The organism is Stenotrophomonas aracearum, from assembly GCF_031834615.1.
GTDB lineage: Bacteria > Pseudomonadota > Gammaproteobacteria > Xanthomonadales > Xanthomonadaceae > Stenotrophomonas > Stenotrophomonas aracearum.
In genome coordinates, this window is the sequence record NZ_CP115543.1 from 3,779,574 (window position 1) to 3,798,186 (window position 18,613).

Here is an 18,613-nt window from a genome sequence, read left to right on the forward strand (position 1 = left end):
TCAGCGCACCAGTCCGGACTGCTGCAGCCAGCCGTCGAAGCCCTGGCGGCCCAGCCATGCCTGTCCGGCAGGTACCAGGGTGTCGTCCTGCAGCTGCGCACCGAAGTACGGCGCCTGCGCGTCGCCGACCACGCGGCGCGGGTCGCCGGTGCGGTCCATGAAGCGCTGCGCCAGTTCGTCCATCGGCGCGCGCTCGGGGCCGGCGATTTCCACCACGCCATTGATTGCGGGCTGCAGCGCCACCTTCACCACCGCATCGGCCACGTCGTCGGCGGAGATCGGCTGCACCAGTGCGGTGGGCAGCCGCAATGACTCACCGGCGGACTGGATGATGCCCGGCAGGAACTCGAAGAACTGGGTGGAATGGATGATGGTGTAGGCGATGCCCGCGTCGCGGATCAGCGCTTCCTGCGCGATCTTGCCGCGGAAGTAGCCGCTGGCCGCCAGCTTGTCGGTACCCACCACCGACAGCGCCACGTGGTGACGCACACCCGCCGCCTTTTCGGCCGCGAGGATGTTGCGTCCGGCGGTCTGGAAGAACGCCAGCACGGCCGCGTCCTCGAACGACGGCGAGTTGGCCAGGTCGATGACCACGTCGGTGCCGACCATGGCCGCGTCCAGGCCCTCGCCGCTGATGATGTCGATGCCGGTGGAGGGCGCGGCGATGACGATCTCGTGCCCGGCCGCGCGCAGGCGGTCGACTACTTTGCTGCCGATGCGGCCGGTGCCGCCGATGACCAGGAACTTCATGGGGATGCTCCACTGCTGGAAGGGGACGCCCCGCTGGAACCGGGGCTTGTGGGGATGCTAGGCAGAACGCCAGGGCGGCAGTAGATCCGCGCACGGACGCGCACTGTTGCCTGCCGGGAACCAATCGGGGTCACCGCCAGGCCCCGGCGTCGATGTCGCGCGCCGGGGCGCCGGCATGCTGCACGCTCTCCCAGTGGGTCACTACGTCCAGGTCGAGCGCGCGGACCTCGCTGGTGATGAAGTCGATGAAGGCGCGGATCCGCTTGGGCAGCTGGCGCCGACTCAGGTAGCACAGGTAATGGCCACGGTCGTCGGCCGCATATTGGTCCAGGCAGCTCACCGCCAGGCCGGCGTCCAGCGCCGCACGCACCTGGTAGTTCGGCAGCTGCGCCAACCCCTGGCCCTGCAGCACCGCCTGCAGCGCCAGGTCGGCGTCGTTGAACACAAGCGCCGAGGACGGTTCCACGCTGAGCGGCTTGCCGTCCACGCGGAATTCCCACGGCTGCAGGCGCCCGTTCGGCTGGCGCTGGCTGATGCAGGCATGCGCGGACAGTTCGGCCACGGTGCTCGGCAGGCCATGCTGCTGTACGTACGCCGGTGCGGCACAGACCAGAAGCTGCATTGGGATCAGATGCTTGGCGATCACCTCGCTGTCTTCCAGCACGCCATCGCGGAAGGCCACATCGATGCGATCGGCGGCCAGGTCCAATGCGCGCTCTTCCAGCTGCAGCTCCAGGGTGACCTCGGGGAAGCGTGCGCGGAAGGAAGAGAGCAGCGGCGCGATCACCTTGCGGCCAAAGCCATGGTTCGCGCTGACCCGCAGGTGGCCGCGGGGTGGTCCGTCGCGAAGGTCGCGCATTTCCTCCAGCGCCTGCAGGATGCGGTCCACGCCGGGCCGACAGCCGTCATGGAACAGCTCGCCCTCGCGCGTCAGCGAGGTGGACCGCGTGGTGCGCAGGAACAGGCGCACGCCCAGCTGCCCTTCCAGCTTCTGCACGCTGCGGCTGACCGCCGAGCGACCGATGCCGAGTCGATCTGCCGCGCGCGAGAAGCTGCCCTCGTGGGCCACCGCAATGAAGGCCATGACCCCGGCATAGCTTGCCGAGAAGCCGGTGGTGAGCGGATCGACACCGTCTTCGACGGTGCCCGGTTCGGTCAGGGACATGCGGGTGGCACTCCGGGGAGGCGCGCGTGGGCACGCAGGCAGGCATGGGCGGCTTGCAGGCGCTGCCGGCAGTCGTCGGCAGAGAGTCCAAGCAGGGGCATGAGCTCTTCGATGGATGCCCCGGCCACGTCGTGCAGTAACAGCAGCAGGCGCGCGTCGGCCGGCAGGGCATCCAGCGCGGCCAGAAACGTCGTCCACACCTGGTCGGCGGGGCACGGCGGGCCTGCGGCATCGGTGGCGTTCAGGGTGCTCATACCGGTCAGACGGACCAGCGCACTGCGCTGTGACAGCCCCACCCCGCCGCGATTGGTGCGTTGCGCTCAACACGGTGCGTCCGCCGCGCCGGCTACCGGGGCGGCGGCGCGGCGCCTAGCCTGCAGCCTCCGATCTGCCCCCCTCCACTGCCTGGACCACGACCATGAGCGAACGTCTCGACTACCAGAAGCAAGCGCCCGCCCTGTTCAAGAAACTGCTCGACTACAGCATGGCCGCGCATGCCACCACCATCGAAGAACCGATCCAGGACCTGATCGCGATCCGCGCGTCCCAGCTCAACGGCTGCGGCTTCTGCGTGGACATGCACGTCAAGCAGGCCACGATCCACGGCGAGCGTCCGCTGCGCCTGCACCACCTGGCAGTGTGGCGCGAATCCACCCTGTTCAGCCCGCGCGAACGCGCCGCGCTGGCGTGGACCGAAGTGCTCACCCAGCTGCCCGTGCACGGCGTGCCGGATGAACTCTACGAGCGCGTGCGTGGCCAGCTTTCCGAACAGGAAATACTGGATCTCACCCATGCGGTGATGGGCATCAATGCCTGGAACCGCATCAACATCGCCTTCCGCAGCGAACCGGGTTCGCGCGACAAGGCCTGGGGCCTGGACAAGGCCGACCTCAACTGAAGGAGACACCCATGCGCCTGATCCTGTGCTCCCTGCTGCTGGCCGCCGCCAGCCCCGCCACGATGGCGGCCGCACCCGCCCCTGCCGCCCCCGAGCCGGTGGTGACATCGGTGATGAGCAAGGCCCTGCCCGAGTACCCGGGCAAGGAAGCCTTGATCCTCACCGTGGAGTACCCGCCGGGCGGTGCCGACCCGATACATCGACACGATGCGCATGGGTTCGTCTACGTACTGGAGGGCAACATCGTGATGGGCGTGGCCGGTGGTCGCGAGGTCACGCTGGGTCCCGGCGAGGCCTTCCACGAAGGTCCGGAAGACCTGCACACCGTGGGCCGCAACGCGAGCAGCACCAAACCGGCGCGATTCGTGGTGTTCCTGCTCAAGGACGCGGACAAACCCGCCGTATTGCCACCGCATTGAGCGGGGCATTGCCCGCCGCAGGAACGGTGCTCCTCTCCCGGCACTGTTCCTGCGGCCTCTGCTCGTGTTGAATGCCGCGATGGATACCTCCCCCGACCTGTTTACCTCGTTGCGCCCGCGCGTACTGGGCGTGGCCTACCGCATGCTGGGCTCGATGGCCGAGGCCGAAGACGTGGCCCAAGAGGTATGGCTGCGCTGGAATGGCACCGACCGCGCAGCCATCGAGAACGCCGAAGCCTGGCTGGTCGCCACCGCCACCCGCATCGCCATCGACGAGCTGCGCCTGGCCCGGCGCAGCCGCGAACAGTACGTGGGCATCTGGCTGCCCGAGCCGGTCCCGACCGAAGACGCGGACACGCCCGAGCGCCTGCACGAAGCGGCCAGCGATCTTTCGGTTGCGTTCCTGGCCGTGCTGGAGCGGCTGGCACCGGAAGCGCGCGCCGCCTTCCTGCTGCACGATGTGTTCGACCGCGACTACCCGGAAATCGCCGGGATCCTGGACAAAAGCGAAGCGGCCTGCCGGCAGATCGTGCACCGCGCGCGTGCTCGCCTGCGCGAGGAACGGCCGCTGCACGTGGTGCCGCACCGTACGCACCAGCAGTTGCTGCACGCCTTCGCCGACGCACTGGACAAGGCCGATCTGAAATCCATGATGGCGCTGATGGACAGCTCGGCGCAGCTGATCGGCGACGGCGGCGGCATCGTCAGCAGCTTCCCGAAGCCGATGCTGGGCGGCGCACGCATCGCGCAGCTGCTGTTCGCACCCACGCTCCGGCGGCGCGCCGAACTGCGCATGGTGCCGGCGTACTTCAACGGTCGCATGGGACTGCTGCGTTACTTCGGCGATCACCTGGAATCGGCGATGTCGTTCGACACCGACGGCGAGCGCATCACCCAGATCCTGGTGCAGCGCAACCCGAACAAGCTGGCGCGGATCCTGGCGCAGCAGCCGCTGTCGCTGCGCTGAAGCTTGATGCGCCGACGACGCCGGCCGATGCATGCTGCGGGCAACCGCGCTGGAACCTGACATGCCCGCTTCCGTCCTGCTGCCCCCGTCGCGCTGGCGCACGCTGCCACGCCGTTTCTACCGGCGCCATCCGACCGAGGTGGCGCCGGAGCTGCTCAACAAGCTGCTGGTGCGCGACGACGGTCGTGCCGGGCGCATCGTAGAAGTGGAGGCTTATGCCGGCGACCAGGACCCGGCCGCGCACTCGTTCCGTGGCATGACCGCACGCACCGCCAGCATGTTCGGTGAGTGCGGGCACCTGTATGTGTATTTCACGTATGGCATGCACTGGGGCAGCAACGCGGTGTGTGGTGAAGTCGGTCAAGGCTGGGGCGTGCTGTTGCGGGCGCTGGAACCGGTGCAGGGCCTGGACCTCATCCGCGAAGCGCGCCCGGCGGTCCGCCGCGACCGCGAGCTGGCCAGCGGTCCGGGGCGGCTGTCGCAGGCGATGGGCATCGACAAGATGCTGGATGGTGCCGACCTGGTGAAGAACGATCGCGGCATCCGCATCGTCTCCGACGGCATGCCACCACCGGAGGATCCGGTGGCGGGGCCACGCATCGGCATCCGCCATGCGGTGGAGTTCCCGTGGCGCTGGCACGTGCGCGGGCATGCGCATGTGTCCGGGCCGGTGTCAGCGCGGGGTTGAGGCGCGCGGCTGGCCGGTGACGTGCGCACGCAGCAGCGGCAGTGGATCGTAAGCCCCACTGCCGCCATAGATGCCCCAGTGCAGGTGCGGCGGGGTACCGGCCGCATTGCCGCTATCGCCCACATAGCCCAGTACATCGCCCTCGGCGAGTACGTCGCCTTCCGAGAGGCCTTCGCGCCAGTCTTCCAGATGGGCGTAGTAGTAACGCTCACGCGCGGGCCCCACCACCCAGACCTGGCGCCCGCCCAGTCCGCTGTCGCGCACCGCCACCACCACGCCGGGCCCCGCACTGCGCACCGGCGTGCCGCGTCTCGCGAATATGTCCACCCCGGCGTGGGTGCGATCGCGCCCACGCGGCGCGCCGAAGGTGTCGGCGATGCGCCGCGCCGCCACGCCTTCCACCGGCACCGGCAGCGATGTCGGCGGCGGCATGCGGGACAGGTCCCACATCGCGCGCGGGGCCCTCAACCATTCGCTGTTCCAGAAGGCCAGCACGGTGATGCCCAGCAGGCAGGGAACCACGAACCACGCCAGCCATCGACGCAGGGTGTAAGCCCGCGAGCGCGGGCGCGGCTTTTGAACTGCTGCATCGTCGGTATCGGGTGGCGTGGGCGGGTTCATGCCTCCAGCATGGCAGAACCCGCGTAAACACCATGCTTACTGCACTGCCACCGCCTCCGGGAAGGTCCAGCGTCCGTCCAGGATCTCCGCTCGTGGGCGATACAGCCGCACCAGGTAATTCCAGCCGGCCATGGTCGGCAGGCAGTTGGGCACCTGTCCGTCGCAGCCGCCGAACTGGATGTCGACCGAGCCGTCCGCATTCTTCTTCGCGGTCAGGTTGTTGAGCGTGTAGGCGTCCTGCGCATTCTTCTCGAAGTAGCCCTTGGCGTTGTAGAGGCTCACCGACCAGAAGCCGTCCACCGGCACATCGGCCACGTGCAGGCGGTACACGGTCTTGCCGTCGTTGTTCGGCGGGGTGACGTTGAGGTACATCGCATCGGCATCGGGATTGCCGCCCCATGCAGACGCAGCACCGATCAGCCGGCGGACCGGATCGACGGTGTCACGGGTACCGAACATGTGCCGGGTATCGGGCAGGGTTTCGGCAAGCGTCAGCAGCGCGTTACGCACCGTGTCCTGGCTTGCCGCGTCCCACTGGGGTACCTCGAAGCTGCCCGGCGAAGCCTGCTGTACCTTGATCGCATCCTGCAGCGCGTGCACCTGGGTCACATCGTCCGGATTGTTGGGATCCACCAGCGTGCGCAGCGCCACGATCACGTAGCGGGTTCCGTCCTTGCCGCGACTCAAGGTATAGGCGCCGGGCTTGTAGTTGACCTGGGTAGTGTATTGATCCTCGTCGATGACCTGCATGGACATGAACCGATCACCGGCATCAGGCAGGGTGATGGTGACCGGCCCCGCATCGAGATCGAACACACCACTGGAATACAACGTGTCACGATTCAATCGAACGACGGTCTGGTTATCGATGGACGCCGGTTCGCGTCGATGCACCAGCTTTCCCAGCCCGCCGTCCTTCACCACCGACGCGAGGTAGCGGTCCGATTCGGCGCGCACGAAATTATCGGCGGTGACCGTCACGCCGCCAGGCTGGGCGGCTCGTTCGACCGGCGCAGCGGCGGGAGCGGTCGAAGGCGCCGACGCGTCCGCCGGAGCTTCGGCAGCCACCGGCGCCACGGGATCGGGTTCGCGCTTGCAGGCAGCCACCGATACCGCGAGGGCCAACGCAGTTGAGAGCAGGACAACGTGGGAGTTCCGCGAGGCTGTAACGCGCACGGTGGCGTCTCCATGGAGGGATGGTCGCAGCCTAACAACGGCGTTGCACCTTCAACACCGTACTTTTACTGCCCTTGGGCCACACTGCGCGCCCGACCCAGGCTGCCCCCCCCACTTCACAGGAATACACTGCATGAACGTCCTGATCGTCCTCACGTCCCACGATGAGCTTGGCACTACCGGCAAGAAGACCGGCTTCTGGCTTGAAGAACTCGCCGCGCCCTACTACGCCTTCCTGGATGCGGGCGCCAACATCACCCTCGCTTCGCCCAAGGGCGGCCAGCCACCGCTCGATCCCAAGAGCAACGAACCCGACGCACAGACGGCGTCGACGCGCCGCTTTGAAGCCGACGCAGAGGCGACCGCCAAACTGGCGAACACCGTTCGCCTGGATAGTGTCTCGCAGGATGATTTCGACACGGTCTTCTACCCCGGCGGCCATGGTCCGTTGTGGGACCTGGCCGAAGACAGGAACTCCATTGCGTTGATCGAATCCTTCATCGGGGCAGGCAAGCCGGTTGGCCTGGTCTGCCATGCGCCGGGCGTGCTGCGCCACGTCAAAGCGACCGATGGCAATCCGCTGGTGAAGGGCAAGAAGGTCACCGGCTTCACCAATTCCGAGGAAGCGGGCGTTGGCCTGACCGACGTGGTGCCTTTCCTGGTGGAAGACACGCTCAAGTCGCTGGGTGGCGACTACTCCAAGGGACCGGACTGGGGCTCGCACGTGGTAAGCGATGGCTTGCTGATCACCGGTCAAAACCCCGCTTCATCCGAGGAGGCAGCGAACACGCTGTTGAAGAAGACCGCAGAAACACGCGACTGAGGGGTTCCTTCGCATTCAATGAACGTCGGGGCAAGAGCGTTTGCCCCGACGTTGACATGCGCCGGGCTAGACTCAAACTGCCTCCATTCCGCGCAGAGAACATGAACAGCTTGGCCGTTTCACCCACCGGCGCTACCGTGCTGGTGGTCGAAGATGAAATCGAACTGTCACGACTCTTCGTCGAAGTGTTAACCGCAGCCGGTTACACCGCCGTTCCCGCGTACTCGGTGACGGATGCATTTGCCGCCATGGCCTACCAGCATTTCGACGCTGCGGTACTCGATGTTGAACTACGCGACGGCGCGATTTTTCCCGTAGCGGACCGCCTCGCTGCGCAGGGAACGCCCTATCTGTTCGCGTCAGCCATCTACTTCCAGGCGATTCCAAAGGCGCACCAGGACGTGCCGTTCATCGGCAAGCCGTTCAACATCGACGATCTGCTGTTCCGCGTCGAGCAGATCATCAGCGGCGTGGATCTGGCTTCGCCTGCGGCTTGACCACTTCGCCATCTTCCTTGGTGAATGGCGTTGCGATCACGGGAAGAATCTCCAGCACCACCTCCGACGGCCGCGCCAGGCGGGTACCCAACCCGGTCTGTACCAGCGGCCGCTGGATCAGGATCGGGTTGGCGACCATTGCGTCGAGCAGCGCTTCGTCGCTCAAGGCCGCGTCGGCCAGCCCAAGGGCCGCATACGGCGCTTCCTTGCTGCGGATCGCATCGCGCACCTGCAGACCTGCCGCCGCTATCAGCTCCGCGAGCTTCTGCCGGGTGGGCGGAGTGCGCAGGTAATCCACCACCTGCGGCTCAATGCCGGCATGCCGGATCAGCGCCAGCGTGTTGCGCGAAGTACCGCACCTGGGGTTGTGGTAAATGACAGCGTTCATTTTTCCTTTACAACACGTGCTGGGGCATGGATCGGATCAGTTTACCCTGCAGGCGTGTTTGTCATCACATCGGCGGCCAAGCCGCGTTCGCCTTGGCGTGCTCGTACCAGTCCACCATGCCGAGATCGTCCAGCGCATACTCGCCCCGATTCGACTTCCACGCGGACATACCGGGGAAAGGCAGCGCCGCATGCTCCGATGCGGAATTCAAGCGAACTTGTCGAACGCGTCATTTCGCCAGCGGGTAGTCCGTCGACACGCTGAGTTCCCGCCACCGCTCCATCTCCAGCAGCCTGTCGCGGTCCGCGTTGGCGATGATTTCCAGCGCATCGCTGCCCAAGGCAAGGCGCAGCGGCGGCCGTTCCTGTGCTGCAAGCTTGAGCAGCGCGGCGGCGGCCCGCGCCGGGTCGCCGGGCTGGCGGCCGTCATAGGCACGCTGGGCCCGTGCGGTGGCGCCCACAACGGCTTCGTACTCGCGCCGGCCCTCATGCAAGGTGGTGGACGCGCCGGCGAAGTCGGTACGGAAGCCACCCGGCTCTACGACGGTGACCTGAACGCCGATCAACGCCATCTCCCTGGCCAACGACTCGGAAAAGCCTTCAACGCCCCACTTGGCGGCAGAGTACGCCGCACGCCCGGGCGCGCCGATCCGGCCGCCGACCGAGGAGAACTGGATGATGTGGCCACTGCCCTGTTCGCGCATCAACGGAATGACCGCCTTGGTCATGATGATGGTGCCGAACAGGTTGGTTTCGATCTGCTGCCGGATCTCGGCCAGGCTGGCGTCTTCCACGGAATTCACATCGCCGTAGCCGGCGTTGTTCACCAGCACGTCCAGCCCGCCGAAGGCCTGCTGCGCCAACACCACCGCGTGAACTGCCTGCCCAGGGTCGGTCACGTCCAACGCGGTCGTTCGTACCGCACTGCCGTGGCGCTGCACCAGGTCATCAAGACGGGCAGGATCGCGCGCGGTGGCAACCAGCTCGTGCCCCGCCTCCAGTACTGCCTCGGCCAGCGCGCGCCCGATGCCGCGCGATGCGCCAGTGATGAGCCATCGTTGTGTCACGGGCGTGCTCCCTGCGCTGCTTTCTCGATCAGCGCCGCCACGGTGTCGGGATGGGACACCATGACCACGTGCGAGCCACCCTTGACCACCACGGTCTCGCGGGCCTGCGCGCGCTCGGCCATGAACGCCTGCGCGGCGGCAGGAATGTTCAGGTCGGCATCGCCGTACACGAACCAGCTGGGCAGCGTCTTCCACGCCGACGCCGGGCTGGCCTCGTTCAATGCGGCCTCGGTGATCGGGCGCTGGCCTGCCGCCATCAGGCGTGCCTGCGCGGCGGGAACATCTGCGGCGAACTGCGCATGGAACTTGTCCTGTTCGATGTAGAGATCCTTGCCGCCATCGGCCAGCACGACCGGCGGTGCAAGCGTCGCGCCAAGGCTGCTGCCCGGGAATTTGCCGGACAGCTGCGCCGCGGTTTCGCCCACCGCCGGTGCAAAGGCGGCGACGAACACCAGCGCCTTGACGTTGGACGCGCCATCGGCCGCGGCACTGATCACAAAGCCGCCATAGGAATGCCCCACCAGCACCACCGGGCCGGGGATGCTGCGCAGCAGGCTGTTCACCTCAGCCGCGTCGGCACGGACGCTTCGAAGTTCGTTGGGCGCCGCTATCACGCGGTAGCCATCGGCGTGCAGCCGGTCAATGACGCCATTCCAGCTGGAACTGTCGGCGAAGGCGCCGTGGACCAGCACCACCGTGGGCTTGGCCGCCGAAACAGGGGCAGCAAAGCCTGCCAGCGGCGTGGCCAGTGACAACGCCAGCAGCGTCAGCGTACCGGCAAGGGAGATTGAGCGGCGATTGCGCAGGATCATGGTGGCATTCCTCAGTGAGAGTGGAAAACGGGGCCAGTCACTGCGCCCACCGGGTGAACACAAGGTCGTGGTTCTTGACCCGCGATTGATGGCAGGCCAGGCAGGTTTCATGCTGGGCGCGGTCGGCGGGTTGTCCGTCGATGAAGCGGCCAAAGCCCCAGCCGCCGGACGCGGCGTACTTCTTCGAGTCCTTCACCATGACCTGCACGGTGGTGGCCGCGCCGGGAACCGAGGCCGGGGCGAACTCGCCCGACGGCACGTCCTTCCAGGCCAGCTTCACCAGCACCGTGCCGTCGGGAAATGGCAACCGGCCCGCCCGATAGGCGCGCACGGCCACGTCGTTGCCGAGCACCGCGCGCAGCTCGTTCAACGGAGCGGCTTCCTGCGCCACGCCCACCAGCTGCCAGCGCCGGTAGCCGTCCGGCAGAGTCACGCCGTAGATGGGCGATGCCGGCTTGGCTGCCGGTGCACCGCGTGCAATGAAGACGGTGCCGAGCACGATCAGTACGCAAACCAGGACGAACAGCAGAATCCGGGCGATCTTCATCGGTATCCCCTGCGGCCTATAGATGGTCGACATCGATCACCGCCTGCGCGAACGCCTGCGGACTCTCCTGCGGCAGGTTGTGGCCGATGCCGCCGCTGATCAGCCGGTACTCGTACTTGCCGGTGAAGCGTTTGGCATAGCTCTCGGCAGTCGGGTGCGGCGCGCCGTTGGCGTCGCCCTCCATGGTGATGGTCGGCACCTCGATGTTGGGAAGACCGGCCAGGCGCTGTTCCAGCGGCGCGTACTTCGCTTCGCCTTCGGCAAGACCCAGGCGCCACCGGTAGTTGTGGATGGCAATGGCCACCTGGTCGGGATTGTCCAGTGCGGCGGCACTGCGCGCGAAGGTGGCGTCGTCGAACTTCCACTGCGGCGAGGCCAGCTGCCAGATCAGGCGGGCGAAGTCGTGGCGGTTCTTGTCATAGCCGTCGCGACCGCGGTCAGTGGCGAAGTAGAACTGGTACCACCACTGCAGTTCGGCCTTCGGCGGCAGGGGTGCACTGCCTGCCGCCTGGCTGCTGATCAGGTAGCCGCTCACCGACACCAGCGAGCGCACGCGCTCGGGCCACAGCGCGGCGACGATGTTGGCAGAACGCGCGCCCCAGTCGAACCCGGCAAGCCCGGCGCGCTTGATGCCCAACGCGTCCATGAAGTCGATCACGTCCTGGGCCAGCGCGGCGGGCTCGGCATTGCGCGGGGTGCCGCTGGAGAGGAAGCGGGTGTCGCCATAGCCGCGTGCGAACGGAACCAGCACCCGGTAGCCCTTTGCCGCCAGCAGCGGCGCCACTTCGTCATAGCTGTGGATGTCGTAGGGCCAGCCATGCAGCAGGATCACCACCGGCCCTTTTGCCGGCCCGAGTTCGGCATAGGCCACGTCCAGCACACCAGCACGCACGTGCTTGAGCGCGCCCAATGCGCCCTGCGGGGTCGCCGCTGCGGCAGGTGCAGTGGTCGAAGGCGCTGCAGCGGCGCTACCGACCAGACCAAGCTGGAACAGGCAGGCCAGCAGGGAAGCGCCCAGTACGTTGAAGCGGTGGGGCACGGTAGTTGCGCGAGTCATCAAGGTATTCATCATCGTCTCCAGAAGGAAAGCCCGTGGTGCGGAATCAAGGCGCGGAATGGCGCAACGGCGCGAACGCGGTGCGCAGTTCTTCGGCGAACAGCTGGGGTTGTTCCCATGCGGCGAAATGGCCGCCCCTGCCGGCTTGGTGGAAGTAGTAAAGCGAGGGGTAGGCCTGGCGCGTCCAGCTTTCCGGGGCCCGGTAAATCTCGCCGGGGAAGACCGTCACCGCGACCGGCACGCGGATGCTGGCCGTCTTCTGTGCGGCGGCACTGAAGTTGTTGTTGTTGTTTTCCCAGTAGAAGCGCGATGAAGACGCGCCGGTCCGGGTGACCCAGTACAGGGTCAGGTCGTCGAGGATGGCGTCGCGGCCGAGCACGGCTTCGGGGTGGCCGTTGCTGTCGGTCCAGGCCGCAATCTTCTCGTAAAGCCACGCCGCCATGCCGGCCGGTGAGTCGGTCAGCGCATACCCTACCGTCTGCGGGCGGGTCACCATCATCGCGCCGTAGGCGGCATTGCGGCCAAAGAACGTACTCAGCTGGTCGTATGCCTCGCGCTCGCTTGCACCCAGCCCGGGCGGCGCGGCATGCCCGGCATTGATGCCCTCCACCAGTTCGGCCGGAATCGTGGCCGGCATGTTCAGATGAATGCCCAGCAGACCCTGCGGCGCCTGGCGTGCCAGCGCATCGGAGATGACCGACCCGTGGTCGCCCCCCTGCGACACGTAATGGGTATAGCCCAGACGTTTCATCAGCACGTCCCAGGCCCGCGCCACCCGATCCGGGTTCCATCCCGGCGCCGTTGGCCGGCCCGAAAAACCGTAGCCGGGAATGGCCGGAATCACCACGTCGAAGGCGTCTTCGGCGCGACCGCCATGGGCTACCGGATCGGTCAACGGCCCGATCGCGTTGATGAACTCCAGCGGCGAACCCGGCCAGCCATGGGTGAGCACCAGTGGCATTGCATGCGGCTCGCGCGAGCGGACGTGGATGAACTGGATGTCCACCCCGTCGATGGTGGTGATGTACTGCGGCAGGCTGTTGAGCCGCTTCTCCACCCGGCGCCAGTCATAGCCGCTGCCCCAGTACCCCAGCAGGTCCTGCAGGGCGGCCAGCTGCACCCCTTGCGACGTATCGGTGACGGTTTCCCGGTCGGGCCAGCGGGTCTGCGCAATGCGCCTGCGCAGCTCGACCAGCTCCGACTCGGGAACATGCACGTGATAGGGGCGAATGCTGGTGTCGGGCGAACTCGGCGCGGGGGCGACCGGCGCGGCAAGCGCCGGTGCCAGCGGGCAGGCGACGGCGAAACCCAGCACGGCGACCAGGCGAAGACAGGCTGTGGTTCGGCGAGTACAAAGGACGGTTGAGGACATGGGGGGCTCCGCACGACGGAAGCGTCGCAGTGGGTGCATATCAGCAGGCCCCGCGCCGGCGCACACTTGAACCAAGGTATCGGTCGATACCTTTGTATGAGCCCGCCGGATCGACACCAAGGTATGGTTGAAACGCAGCGCAGCGACGCGCACCCTTTCCCGTTGACGATCGTCGAGCAGAGCCCATGGCGAAGACAGAACCCAGTGGGTCGGAAGACCCCACGATCGCCACGTTCCGTGCGCTGGCCGACGCCATGCCTGCCTCGGTACTGCTGATGACGCCCGACGGCCAGGTGGAATACGCCAATGAACAGGCGGTCGCATTCCGCGGTGCCAGTCTCGAGGAACAGCGCGCATGGAAGAATGCGCAGCTGATCCATCCAGACGAACTTCCGCAGGCCATCGAACAGTGGGCGCACTGCGTGGCCACGGGGGACCGGTTCGAGATGGAGTACCGCGTACGTCGCGCCGACGGCGCGTACCGCTGGTTCCACGTGCGCGGCCAGCCGGTGAGGGACGCAGCCGGCAGCATCCAGCGCTGGTGCTTCCTCGACGTGGACGTCGATGACCGTAAACGAGGTGAAGCGCTGCTGGCGCAGACACTGGCCGAACTGGCCGCCTCGAAACAGCGGCTGCGCGCCCTGATCGACACCGTACCGGGGTTCGTCTGGCAGGCCGCACCGGACGGCAGCGTGGAATTCCTCAACCAGCGCTGGTTCGACTACACCGGCATGCAGCCGGAGGACGCGCTGGGCAGCGGCTGGACCTCGCGCATCCATCCCGCCGACGCAGCGCCCCTGGGCGCATACTGGCATGCCCTGCTGGCGTCGGGCGAGCAGGGCAGCTTCGAGGCCAGGCTGCGCGGAGCCGATGAGCGCTACCGGTGGTTCCTGATCCGCGCCGTGCCGTTGCTGGACGACAGCGGAAAGGTGCTGCGCTGGTACGGGCAGAACACCGATATCGAGGACCGAAAGCAGGCCGAACTGTCGCTGGCCCGGGTCCGCTCGGAGCTGGCCCACGTGGCGCGCGTCGCGAGCCTGGGCGCGTTGACTGCCTCCATCGCCCATGAGGTCAACCAGCCGCTGGCCGGCATCATCACCAACGCCAATACCTGCATGCGCATGTTGAACGCAGATCCTCCCAACCTGGTGGGCGCACGCGAGACGGTGCGGCGCACCCTGCGCGACGGTAACCGCGCGTCGGACGTCGTCAAGCGCCTGCGGGCGCTGTTCGCCAAGGCCGATGCCACGGCAGAGCCGCTGGATCTGAACGAAGCGACCCGTGAAGTACTGGCCCTGGTCTCGGCCGAACTGGACCGTGCCGGCATCTCGCTGCAACTGAGGTTCGCAGACCCGTTGCCACCGGCGTGGGCCGACCGCGTGCAGGTACAGCAGGTCATCCTCAACCTGCTGCTCAATGCCAGCGAAGCCATGTCTGCCCTCGAGCACCGCACCCGACGGCTGTGCGTGACTACCGCTACCGAAGGCACCGACCGCGTGCGTCTGTCGGTGAGCGACTCCGGCGACGGTGTCGACCCACACGACGCGGAACGCATCTTCCAGGCCTTCCACACCACCAAGCGCAGCGGCATGGGCATCGGCCTGTCGGTGAGCCGCTCGATCATCGACAGCCACGGTGGTTCGCTCTGGGTGGAATCGGCCGAGATGGGCGGCGCCCAGTTCGCCTTTACCCTGCCCCGCGCGGAGGCACGCGCATGAGCCCTGCCCTGCTGGTGTCGGTGGTGGACGACGACGAATCGGTGCGCGAGTCGCTGCCCGACCTGCTGCGCGAGTTCGGCTACACGGTGGCCGCGTTCTCTTCGGCCGCCGAGTTCCTCGCCTCGGCCGAGATCGAGAGCACCCGCTGCCTCATCCTGGACATCGCCATGCCCGGCATGAGCGGCCCTGAGCTGATGCTGGAACTGCGCCGGCGGCACTACGCGATACCGCTCATCTTCATCACCGCACACGGCTCCGCCAGCGAGCGTCCACGCTTGATCCGGCAAGGTGCAGTGGAGTGCCTGGCCAAACCCTTCAGCGAGGCCGAGCTGCTGCGGGCGCTCAACGCCGCGCTGCCGCAGCCCTGAGCGACTGCCCGCCGAACCCCGGAGAACGCCCCATGCAGCATGCTTCCGCCCTGGTATACGTGGTCGACGACGATGTCTCGGTACGCGAGTCGCTCGAGCTGTTGATCGAACATGCCGGCTGGCAACCGAAGGTGTTCAGCTCAGCTACGGCATTCCTCGAACAGCCCCGGCCACAGGTACCGGCGTGTCTCGTATTGGACGTCCACCTTCCCGATCTGAATGGTCTGGACCTGCAGACGTCGATGGGGTCGCAACGACCGGACCTGCCGATCATCTTCATTACCGGGTACGGCGACATCCCATTGACCGTGCGCGCCATGCGCGCCGGCGCCGTCGAGTTCCTGACCAAGCCGTTCGATGACACCACGCTGCTGCGCGCCATTTCGGAAGCGCTGGCCTCCAGTGAGGCCGCGCTCCAGGGAATGGCGTCCGTGCAGTCGCTGCAGGACGCCTATACCTCGCTTACCCCGCGCGAGCAGGACGTGCTGGGCCTGGTGGTGCGCGGCCGACTGAACAAGCAGATCGCGGCGGAGCTGGACATCAGCGAGATCACGGTGAAGGCGCATCGCGGCAAGGCGATGCGCAAGATGGGGGCGAGATCGCTGCCTGAGCTGGTGAAGCAGGCGGCGTTGCTTGATCTGGGTCCCAACTGAAACCTGCTCCGCCTGCTCGCGCCTCGCGGATGAGCGCACCGGCTCGACCCCAAATGGCCCGCCGCACAGCGCTTGCGGCCGTCACCCCCACGAACGCGCCGGACCCGACACCCATATTTCAAACAAACGATTGAAACGCACGTAACTTCGCCGAACTGGACACGATCCACCGGTTCCGCCAGACTCCGCCCTTTCCTGTTACGTGGCACCCATGGCGAAACTGCTGGTCCTGCACGGCCCCAACCTCAACCTGCTCGGTACGCGCGAGCCGGGGGTCTATGGGCACACCACGCTGGCGCAGATCGACCAGGCCCTGCTGGCGCAGGCGCAGGCCGCCGGGCACGCGGTGGAGAGCCTGCAGTCCAACGCCGAGCACGTGCTCGTGGACCGGGTGCAGGCTGCCCGTACCGACGGTACCACCTTCATCCTGATCAATCCGGCGGCCTTCACCCACACCTCGGTGGCCCTGCGCGACGCGCTGGCCGCGGTGGACGTGCCGTTCATCGAAATCCACCTGTCCAACCCGCATGCCCGTGAACCGTTCCGCCAGCACAGCTATTTCAGCGACAAGGCGGTCGGCGTCATCTGCGGCTTCGGTGCCGACAGCTACCGTTATGCCATGGACGCGGCGCTGGCCCGGCTGGCAACGGCCTGACCCACATTGAATTGACCCGAGCGCAACGCGCTTCCCATCACACTGACATCAAAAACAAGAGGCCCCTATGGATCTCCGCAAAATCAAGAAGCTGATCGACCTGCTGGAAGAGTCGAACCTTGCCGAAATCGAAATCAAGGAAGGCGAAGAATCCGTCCGCCTGTCGCGCGCCCCGGTCTCCGGCTACGGCGTGGTGCAGGCCGCGCCGCAGATGGTGATGGCGCCGCCGGCTGCCCAGGCCGCCGCACCGGCGATGCCGATGCAGTCGCCGACCGAAGCGTCCACCGGCGGCACCGCCAAACCGGGTCCGGCCCTGCCGGAAGGCCACGTGCTGCGCTCGCCGATGGTCGGCACCTTCTACACCTCGTCCGCGCCGGACAAGCCGGCCTTCGTGTCGGTGGGCCAGCAGGTCAAGGCTGGCGAAACGCTGGCGATCATCGAAGCGATGAAGATGTTCAACCCGATCGAAGCCGATGCTTCCGGCACCATCGTGGCCATCCTGGGTGAAAACGGCCAGCCGGTCGAATTCGACCAGCCGCTGTTCGTGATCGGCTAAGGATCCGTCCATGCTCGACAAAGTCGTTATTGCCAACCGGGGTGAGATCGCGCTGCGCATCCTGCGCGCGTGCCACACCCTGGGCATCCGCACGGTGGCCGTGCATTCCACGGTCGACCGCAACCTCAAGCACGTGGCCATGGCCGACGAGTCGGTCTGCATCGGTCCGGGCCCGTCGCCGGAAAGCTACCTCAACATTCCGGCGCTGATCGCCGCGGCGGAAGTCACCGACGCCCAGGCCATCCACCCGGGCTACGGCTTCCTGTCCGAGAACGCCGACTTCGCCGAGCGCGTGGAAGAGTCCGGCTTCATCTTCATCGGCCCCAAGGCCGACACCATCCGCATGATGGGCGACAAGGTCGAAGCGATCCGCGCGATGAAGGCCGCCGGCGTGCCGTGCGTGCCCGGTTCGGGCGGCCCGCTCGGCGACGACATCGTGGCCAACACCAAGATCGCCCGTGAGATCGGCTACCCGGTCATCATCAAGGCCGCCGGCGGCGGCGGTGGCCGCGGCATGCGCGTGGTGCACGCCGAGGCGTCGCTGAAGACCTCCATCGAAACCACCAAGAGCGAGGCCAAGGCCGCGTTCGGCAATGGCGAGGTGTACATGGAGAAGTTCCTGGAAAATCCGCGCCACGTGGAAATCCAGGTGCTGGCCGACGGCCAGGGCAACGCCATCCACCTGGGTGAGCGCGACTGCTCGATGCAGCGCCGCCACCAGAAGGTGGTGGAAGAAGCGCCAGCGCCGGGCATCAGCGCCGAGCAGCGCGAAGAGATCGGCAAGGTGTGCACCGAGGCGTGCGTGCGCATCGGGTATCGCGGTGCGGGTACCTTCGAGTTCCTGTACGAAGATGGCCGCTTCTACTTCATCGAAATGAACACCCGCATCCAGGTGGAGCATCCGGTGACCGAAATGGTGACCGGTATCGACCTGGTGGTGGAGCAGCTGCGCATTGCCGCCGGCCACAAGCTCAGCATCAAGCAGAGCGACATCGTGCTCACCGGTCACGCGATCGAGTGCCGCATCAACGCTGAAGACGCCGAAACCTTCGTGCCGAGCCCGGGGCAGATCACCGCCTTCCATCCGCCGGGTGGCCCGGGTGTGCGCGTGGATACGCACATCTACGCCGGGTACCGCGTGCCGTCGAACTACGACTCGATGATCGGCAAGCTGATCGTGCACGGTCCGGACCGTGAGACCGCGATTGCGCGCATGCGCGTTGCGCTGAGCGAGATGGTGGTGGACGGGATCAAGACCAACGTGGCCCTGCAGCAGCGCATCATGCGCGACAAGGGCTTCCAGGCGGGTGGACAGAACATCCACTACCTGGAAAAGCGTCTGGCCGAGCGCAAGAACAAGTCGATTGCGTTGACCTGATCGCGCTGGGTTGTTGAATTGCGTGGAGCCGGGCAGAGC

At 66.7% G+C, this 18,613-nt stretch carries 24 protein-coding genes; 12 read left to right on the plus strand and 12 right to left on the minus strand.

Annotated elements, in window-relative coordinates:
* The 3 genes from PDM28_RS17045 to PDM28_RS17055 all read right to left on the minus strand — a co-directional run bounded on the left by PDM28_RS17045 (position 1) and on the right by PDM28_RS17055 (position 2,169).
* A complete protein-coding gene (locus tag PDM28_RS17045) occupies positions 1-750 on the minus strand; it encodes an SDR family oxidoreductase (RefSeq protein WP_102946018.1) in 750 nt (249 codons plus the stop codon).
* Positions 751-880: 130 nt separating this feature from the next.
* Positions 881-1,915 carry a LysR family transcriptional regulator gene (locus PDM28_RS17050; RefSeq protein WP_311182951.1) on the minus strand — a complete coding sequence of 345 codons (1,035 nt, stop codon included), beginning with the start codon at positions 1,913-1,915 and terminating at the stop codon, positions 881-883.
* Positions 1,906-2,169 (minus strand): transcriptional regulator, encoded by a 264-nt coding sequence (locus PDM28_RS17055; RefSeq protein WP_311182952.1) that lies wholly within the window; start codon positions 2,167-2,169, stop codon positions 1,906-1,908. The genes PDM28_RS17050 and PDM28_RS17055 overlap by 10 nt, the downstream gene beginning before the upstream one ends.
* Before the next feature lie 164 nt (positions 2,170-2,333).
* Here PDM28_RS17055 and PDM28_RS17060 point away from each other — a divergent pair, with 164 nt between their 5' ends.
* The 4 genes from PDM28_RS17060 to PDM28_RS17075 all read left to right on the plus strand — a co-directional run bounded on the left by PDM28_RS17060 (position 2,334) and on the right by PDM28_RS17075 (position 4,887).
* Positions 2,334-2,813: a carboxymuconolactone decarboxylase family protein gene (locus PDM28_RS17060; RefSeq protein ID WP_311182953.1), complete on the plus strand. Its 480-nt coding sequence runs from the start codon at positions 2,334-2,336 to the stop codon at positions 2,811-2,813.
* 11 nt (positions 2,814-2,824) lie between these two features.
* Entirely contained in the window at positions 2,825-3,232 is a 408-nt protein-coding gene (locus PDM28_RS17065; protein WP_311182954.1) for a cupin domain-containing protein, read from the plus strand.
* A 79-nt stretch (positions 3,233-3,311) separates the two neighbouring features.
* Positions 3,312-4,199 carry an RNA polymerase sigma-70 factor gene (locus tag PDM28_RS17070; RefSeq protein ID WP_311182955.1) on the plus strand — a complete coding sequence of 296 codons (888 nt, stop codon included), beginning with the start codon at positions 3,312-3,314 and terminating at the stop codon, positions 4,197-4,199.
* A 61-nt stretch (positions 4,200-4,260) separates the two neighbouring features.
* Positions 4,261-4,887 (plus strand): DNA-3-methyladenine glycosylase, encoded by a 627-nt coding sequence (locus PDM28_RS17075; RefSeq protein WP_311182956.1) that lies wholly within the window; start codon positions 4,261-4,263, stop codon positions 4,885-4,887.
* Here the strand turns inward: PDM28_RS17075 and PDM28_RS17080 are convergent.
* On the minus strand, positions 4,873-5,508 hold the full coding sequence (locus PDM28_RS17080) for a M23 family metallopeptidase (RefSeq protein WP_311182957.1): 636 nt from the start codon (positions 5,506-5,508) through the stop codon (positions 4,873-4,875). The two genes, PDM28_RS17075 and PDM28_RS17080, sit on opposite strands and share 15 nt — an antisense overlap.
* Positions 5,509-5,544: 36 nt before the next feature.
* A complete protein-coding gene (locus PDM28_RS17085) occupies positions 5,545-6,684 on the minus strand; it encodes a DUF1254 domain-containing protein (protein ID WP_311182958.1) in 1,140 nt (379 codons plus the stop codon).
* 133 nt (positions 6,685-6,817) lie between these two features.
* On the opposite strand from PDM28_RS17085, the gene PDM28_RS17090 reads away from it, so the two are divergent.
* Both PDM28_RS17090 and PDM28_RS17095 read left to right on the plus strand, forming a co-directional pair.
* Positions 6,818-7,507: a type 1 glutamine amidotransferase domain-containing protein gene (locus PDM28_RS17090; protein WP_311182960.1), complete on the plus strand. Its 690-nt coding sequence runs from the start codon at positions 6,818-6,820 to the stop codon at positions 7,505-7,507.
* A 101-nt stretch (positions 7,508-7,608) separates the two neighbouring features.
* A complete protein-coding gene (locus PDM28_RS17095; RefSeq protein ID WP_102946025.1) occupies positions 7,609-8,004 on the plus strand; it encodes a response regulator transcription factor in 396 nt (131 codons plus the stop codon).
* Here the strand turns inward: PDM28_RS17095 and arsC are convergent.
* The 7 genes from arsC to PDM28_RS17130 form a co-directional block, all read right to left on the minus strand.
* Entirely contained in the window at positions 7,970-8,392 is a 423-nt protein-coding gene (arsC, locus tag PDM28_RS17100; protein WP_102946026.1) for an arsenate reductase (glutaredoxin), read from the minus strand. The genes PDM28_RS17095 and arsC overlap by 35 nt on opposite strands.
* A 64-nt stretch (positions 8,393-8,456) precedes the next feature.
* Positions 8,457-8,603 (minus strand): hypothetical protein, encoded by a 147-nt coding sequence (locus PDM28_RS17105; protein WP_311182961.1) that lies wholly within the window; start codon positions 8,601-8,603, stop codon positions 8,457-8,459.
* Between the two features lie 18 nt (positions 8,604-8,621).
* Positions 8,622-9,458: an oxidoreductase gene (locus tag PDM28_RS17110; protein WP_311182962.1), complete on the minus strand. Its 837-nt coding sequence runs from the start codon at positions 9,456-9,458 to the stop codon at positions 8,622-8,624.
* Positions 9,455-10,270: an alpha/beta fold hydrolase gene (locus PDM28_RS17115; RefSeq protein ID WP_311182963.1), complete on the minus strand. Its 816-nt coding sequence runs from the start codon at positions 10,268-10,270 to the stop codon at positions 9,455-9,457. Before PDM28_RS17115 ends, PDM28_RS17110 begins: the two co-directional genes overlap by 4 nt.
* A 37-nt stretch (positions 10,271-10,307) precedes the next feature.
* Positions 10,308-10,817, minus strand: coding sequence for a cytochrome P460 family protein (locus PDM28_RS17120; RefSeq protein WP_311182964.1), 510 nt, complete (start codon positions 10,815-10,817; stop codon positions 10,308-10,310).
* 16 nt (positions 10,818-10,833) lie between these two features.
* Positions 10,834-11,874: an alpha/beta fold hydrolase gene (locus PDM28_RS17125; protein WP_311182965.1), complete on the minus strand. Its 1,041-nt coding sequence runs from the start codon at positions 11,872-11,874 to the stop codon at positions 10,834-10,836.
* A gap of 46 nt (positions 11,875-11,920) precedes the next feature.
* Positions 11,921-13,246 (minus strand): epoxide hydrolase family protein, encoded by a 1,326-nt coding sequence (locus PDM28_RS17130; RefSeq protein ID WP_311182966.1) that lies wholly within the window; start codon positions 13,244-13,246, stop codon positions 11,921-11,923.
* Positions 13,247-13,431: 185 nt separating this feature from the next.
* On the opposite strand from PDM28_RS17130, the gene PDM28_RS17135 reads away from it, so the two are divergent.
* From PDM28_RS17135 to accC, 6 genes are all read left to right on the plus strand, one after another.
* On the plus strand, positions 13,432-14,964 hold the full coding sequence (locus PDM28_RS17135) for a PAS domain-containing sensor histidine kinase (RefSeq protein WP_311182967.1): 1,533 nt from the start codon (positions 13,432-13,434) through the stop codon (positions 14,962-14,964).
* Positions 14,961-15,332 carry a response regulator gene (locus PDM28_RS17140; protein ID WP_311182969.1) on the plus strand — a complete coding sequence of 124 codons (372 nt, stop codon included), beginning with the start codon at positions 14,961-14,963 and terminating at the stop codon, positions 15,330-15,332. Before PDM28_RS17135 ends, PDM28_RS17140 begins: the two co-directional genes overlap by 4 nt.
* Before the next feature lie 32 nt (positions 15,333-15,364).
* Positions 15,365-15,985: a response regulator transcription factor gene (locus PDM28_RS17145; protein ID WP_311182970.1), complete on the plus strand. Its 621-nt coding sequence runs from the start codon at positions 15,365-15,367 to the stop codon at positions 15,983-15,985.
* 211 nt (positions 15,986-16,196) lie between these two features.
* On the plus strand, positions 16,197-16,640 hold the full coding sequence (aroQ, locus tag PDM28_RS17150) for a type II 3-dehydroquinate dehydratase (protein ID WP_311182971.1): 444 nt from the start codon (positions 16,197-16,199) through the stop codon (positions 16,638-16,640).
* 67 nt (positions 16,641-16,707) lie between these two features.
* Positions 16,708-17,196, plus strand: a complete 489-nt coding sequence (gene accB / locus PDM28_RS17155) for an acetyl-CoA carboxylase biotin carboxyl carrier protein (protein WP_102946035.1) — start codon at positions 16,708-16,710, stop codon at positions 17,194-17,196.
* A gap of 10 nt (positions 17,197-17,206) precedes the next feature.
* Positions 17,207-18,574: an acetyl-CoA carboxylase biotin carboxylase subunit gene (gene accC / locus PDM28_RS17160; RefSeq protein WP_070207357.1), complete on the plus strand. Its 1,368-nt coding sequence runs from the start codon at positions 17,207-17,209 to the stop codon at positions 18,572-18,574.
* Positions 18,575-18,613: the final 39 nt, after the last annotated feature.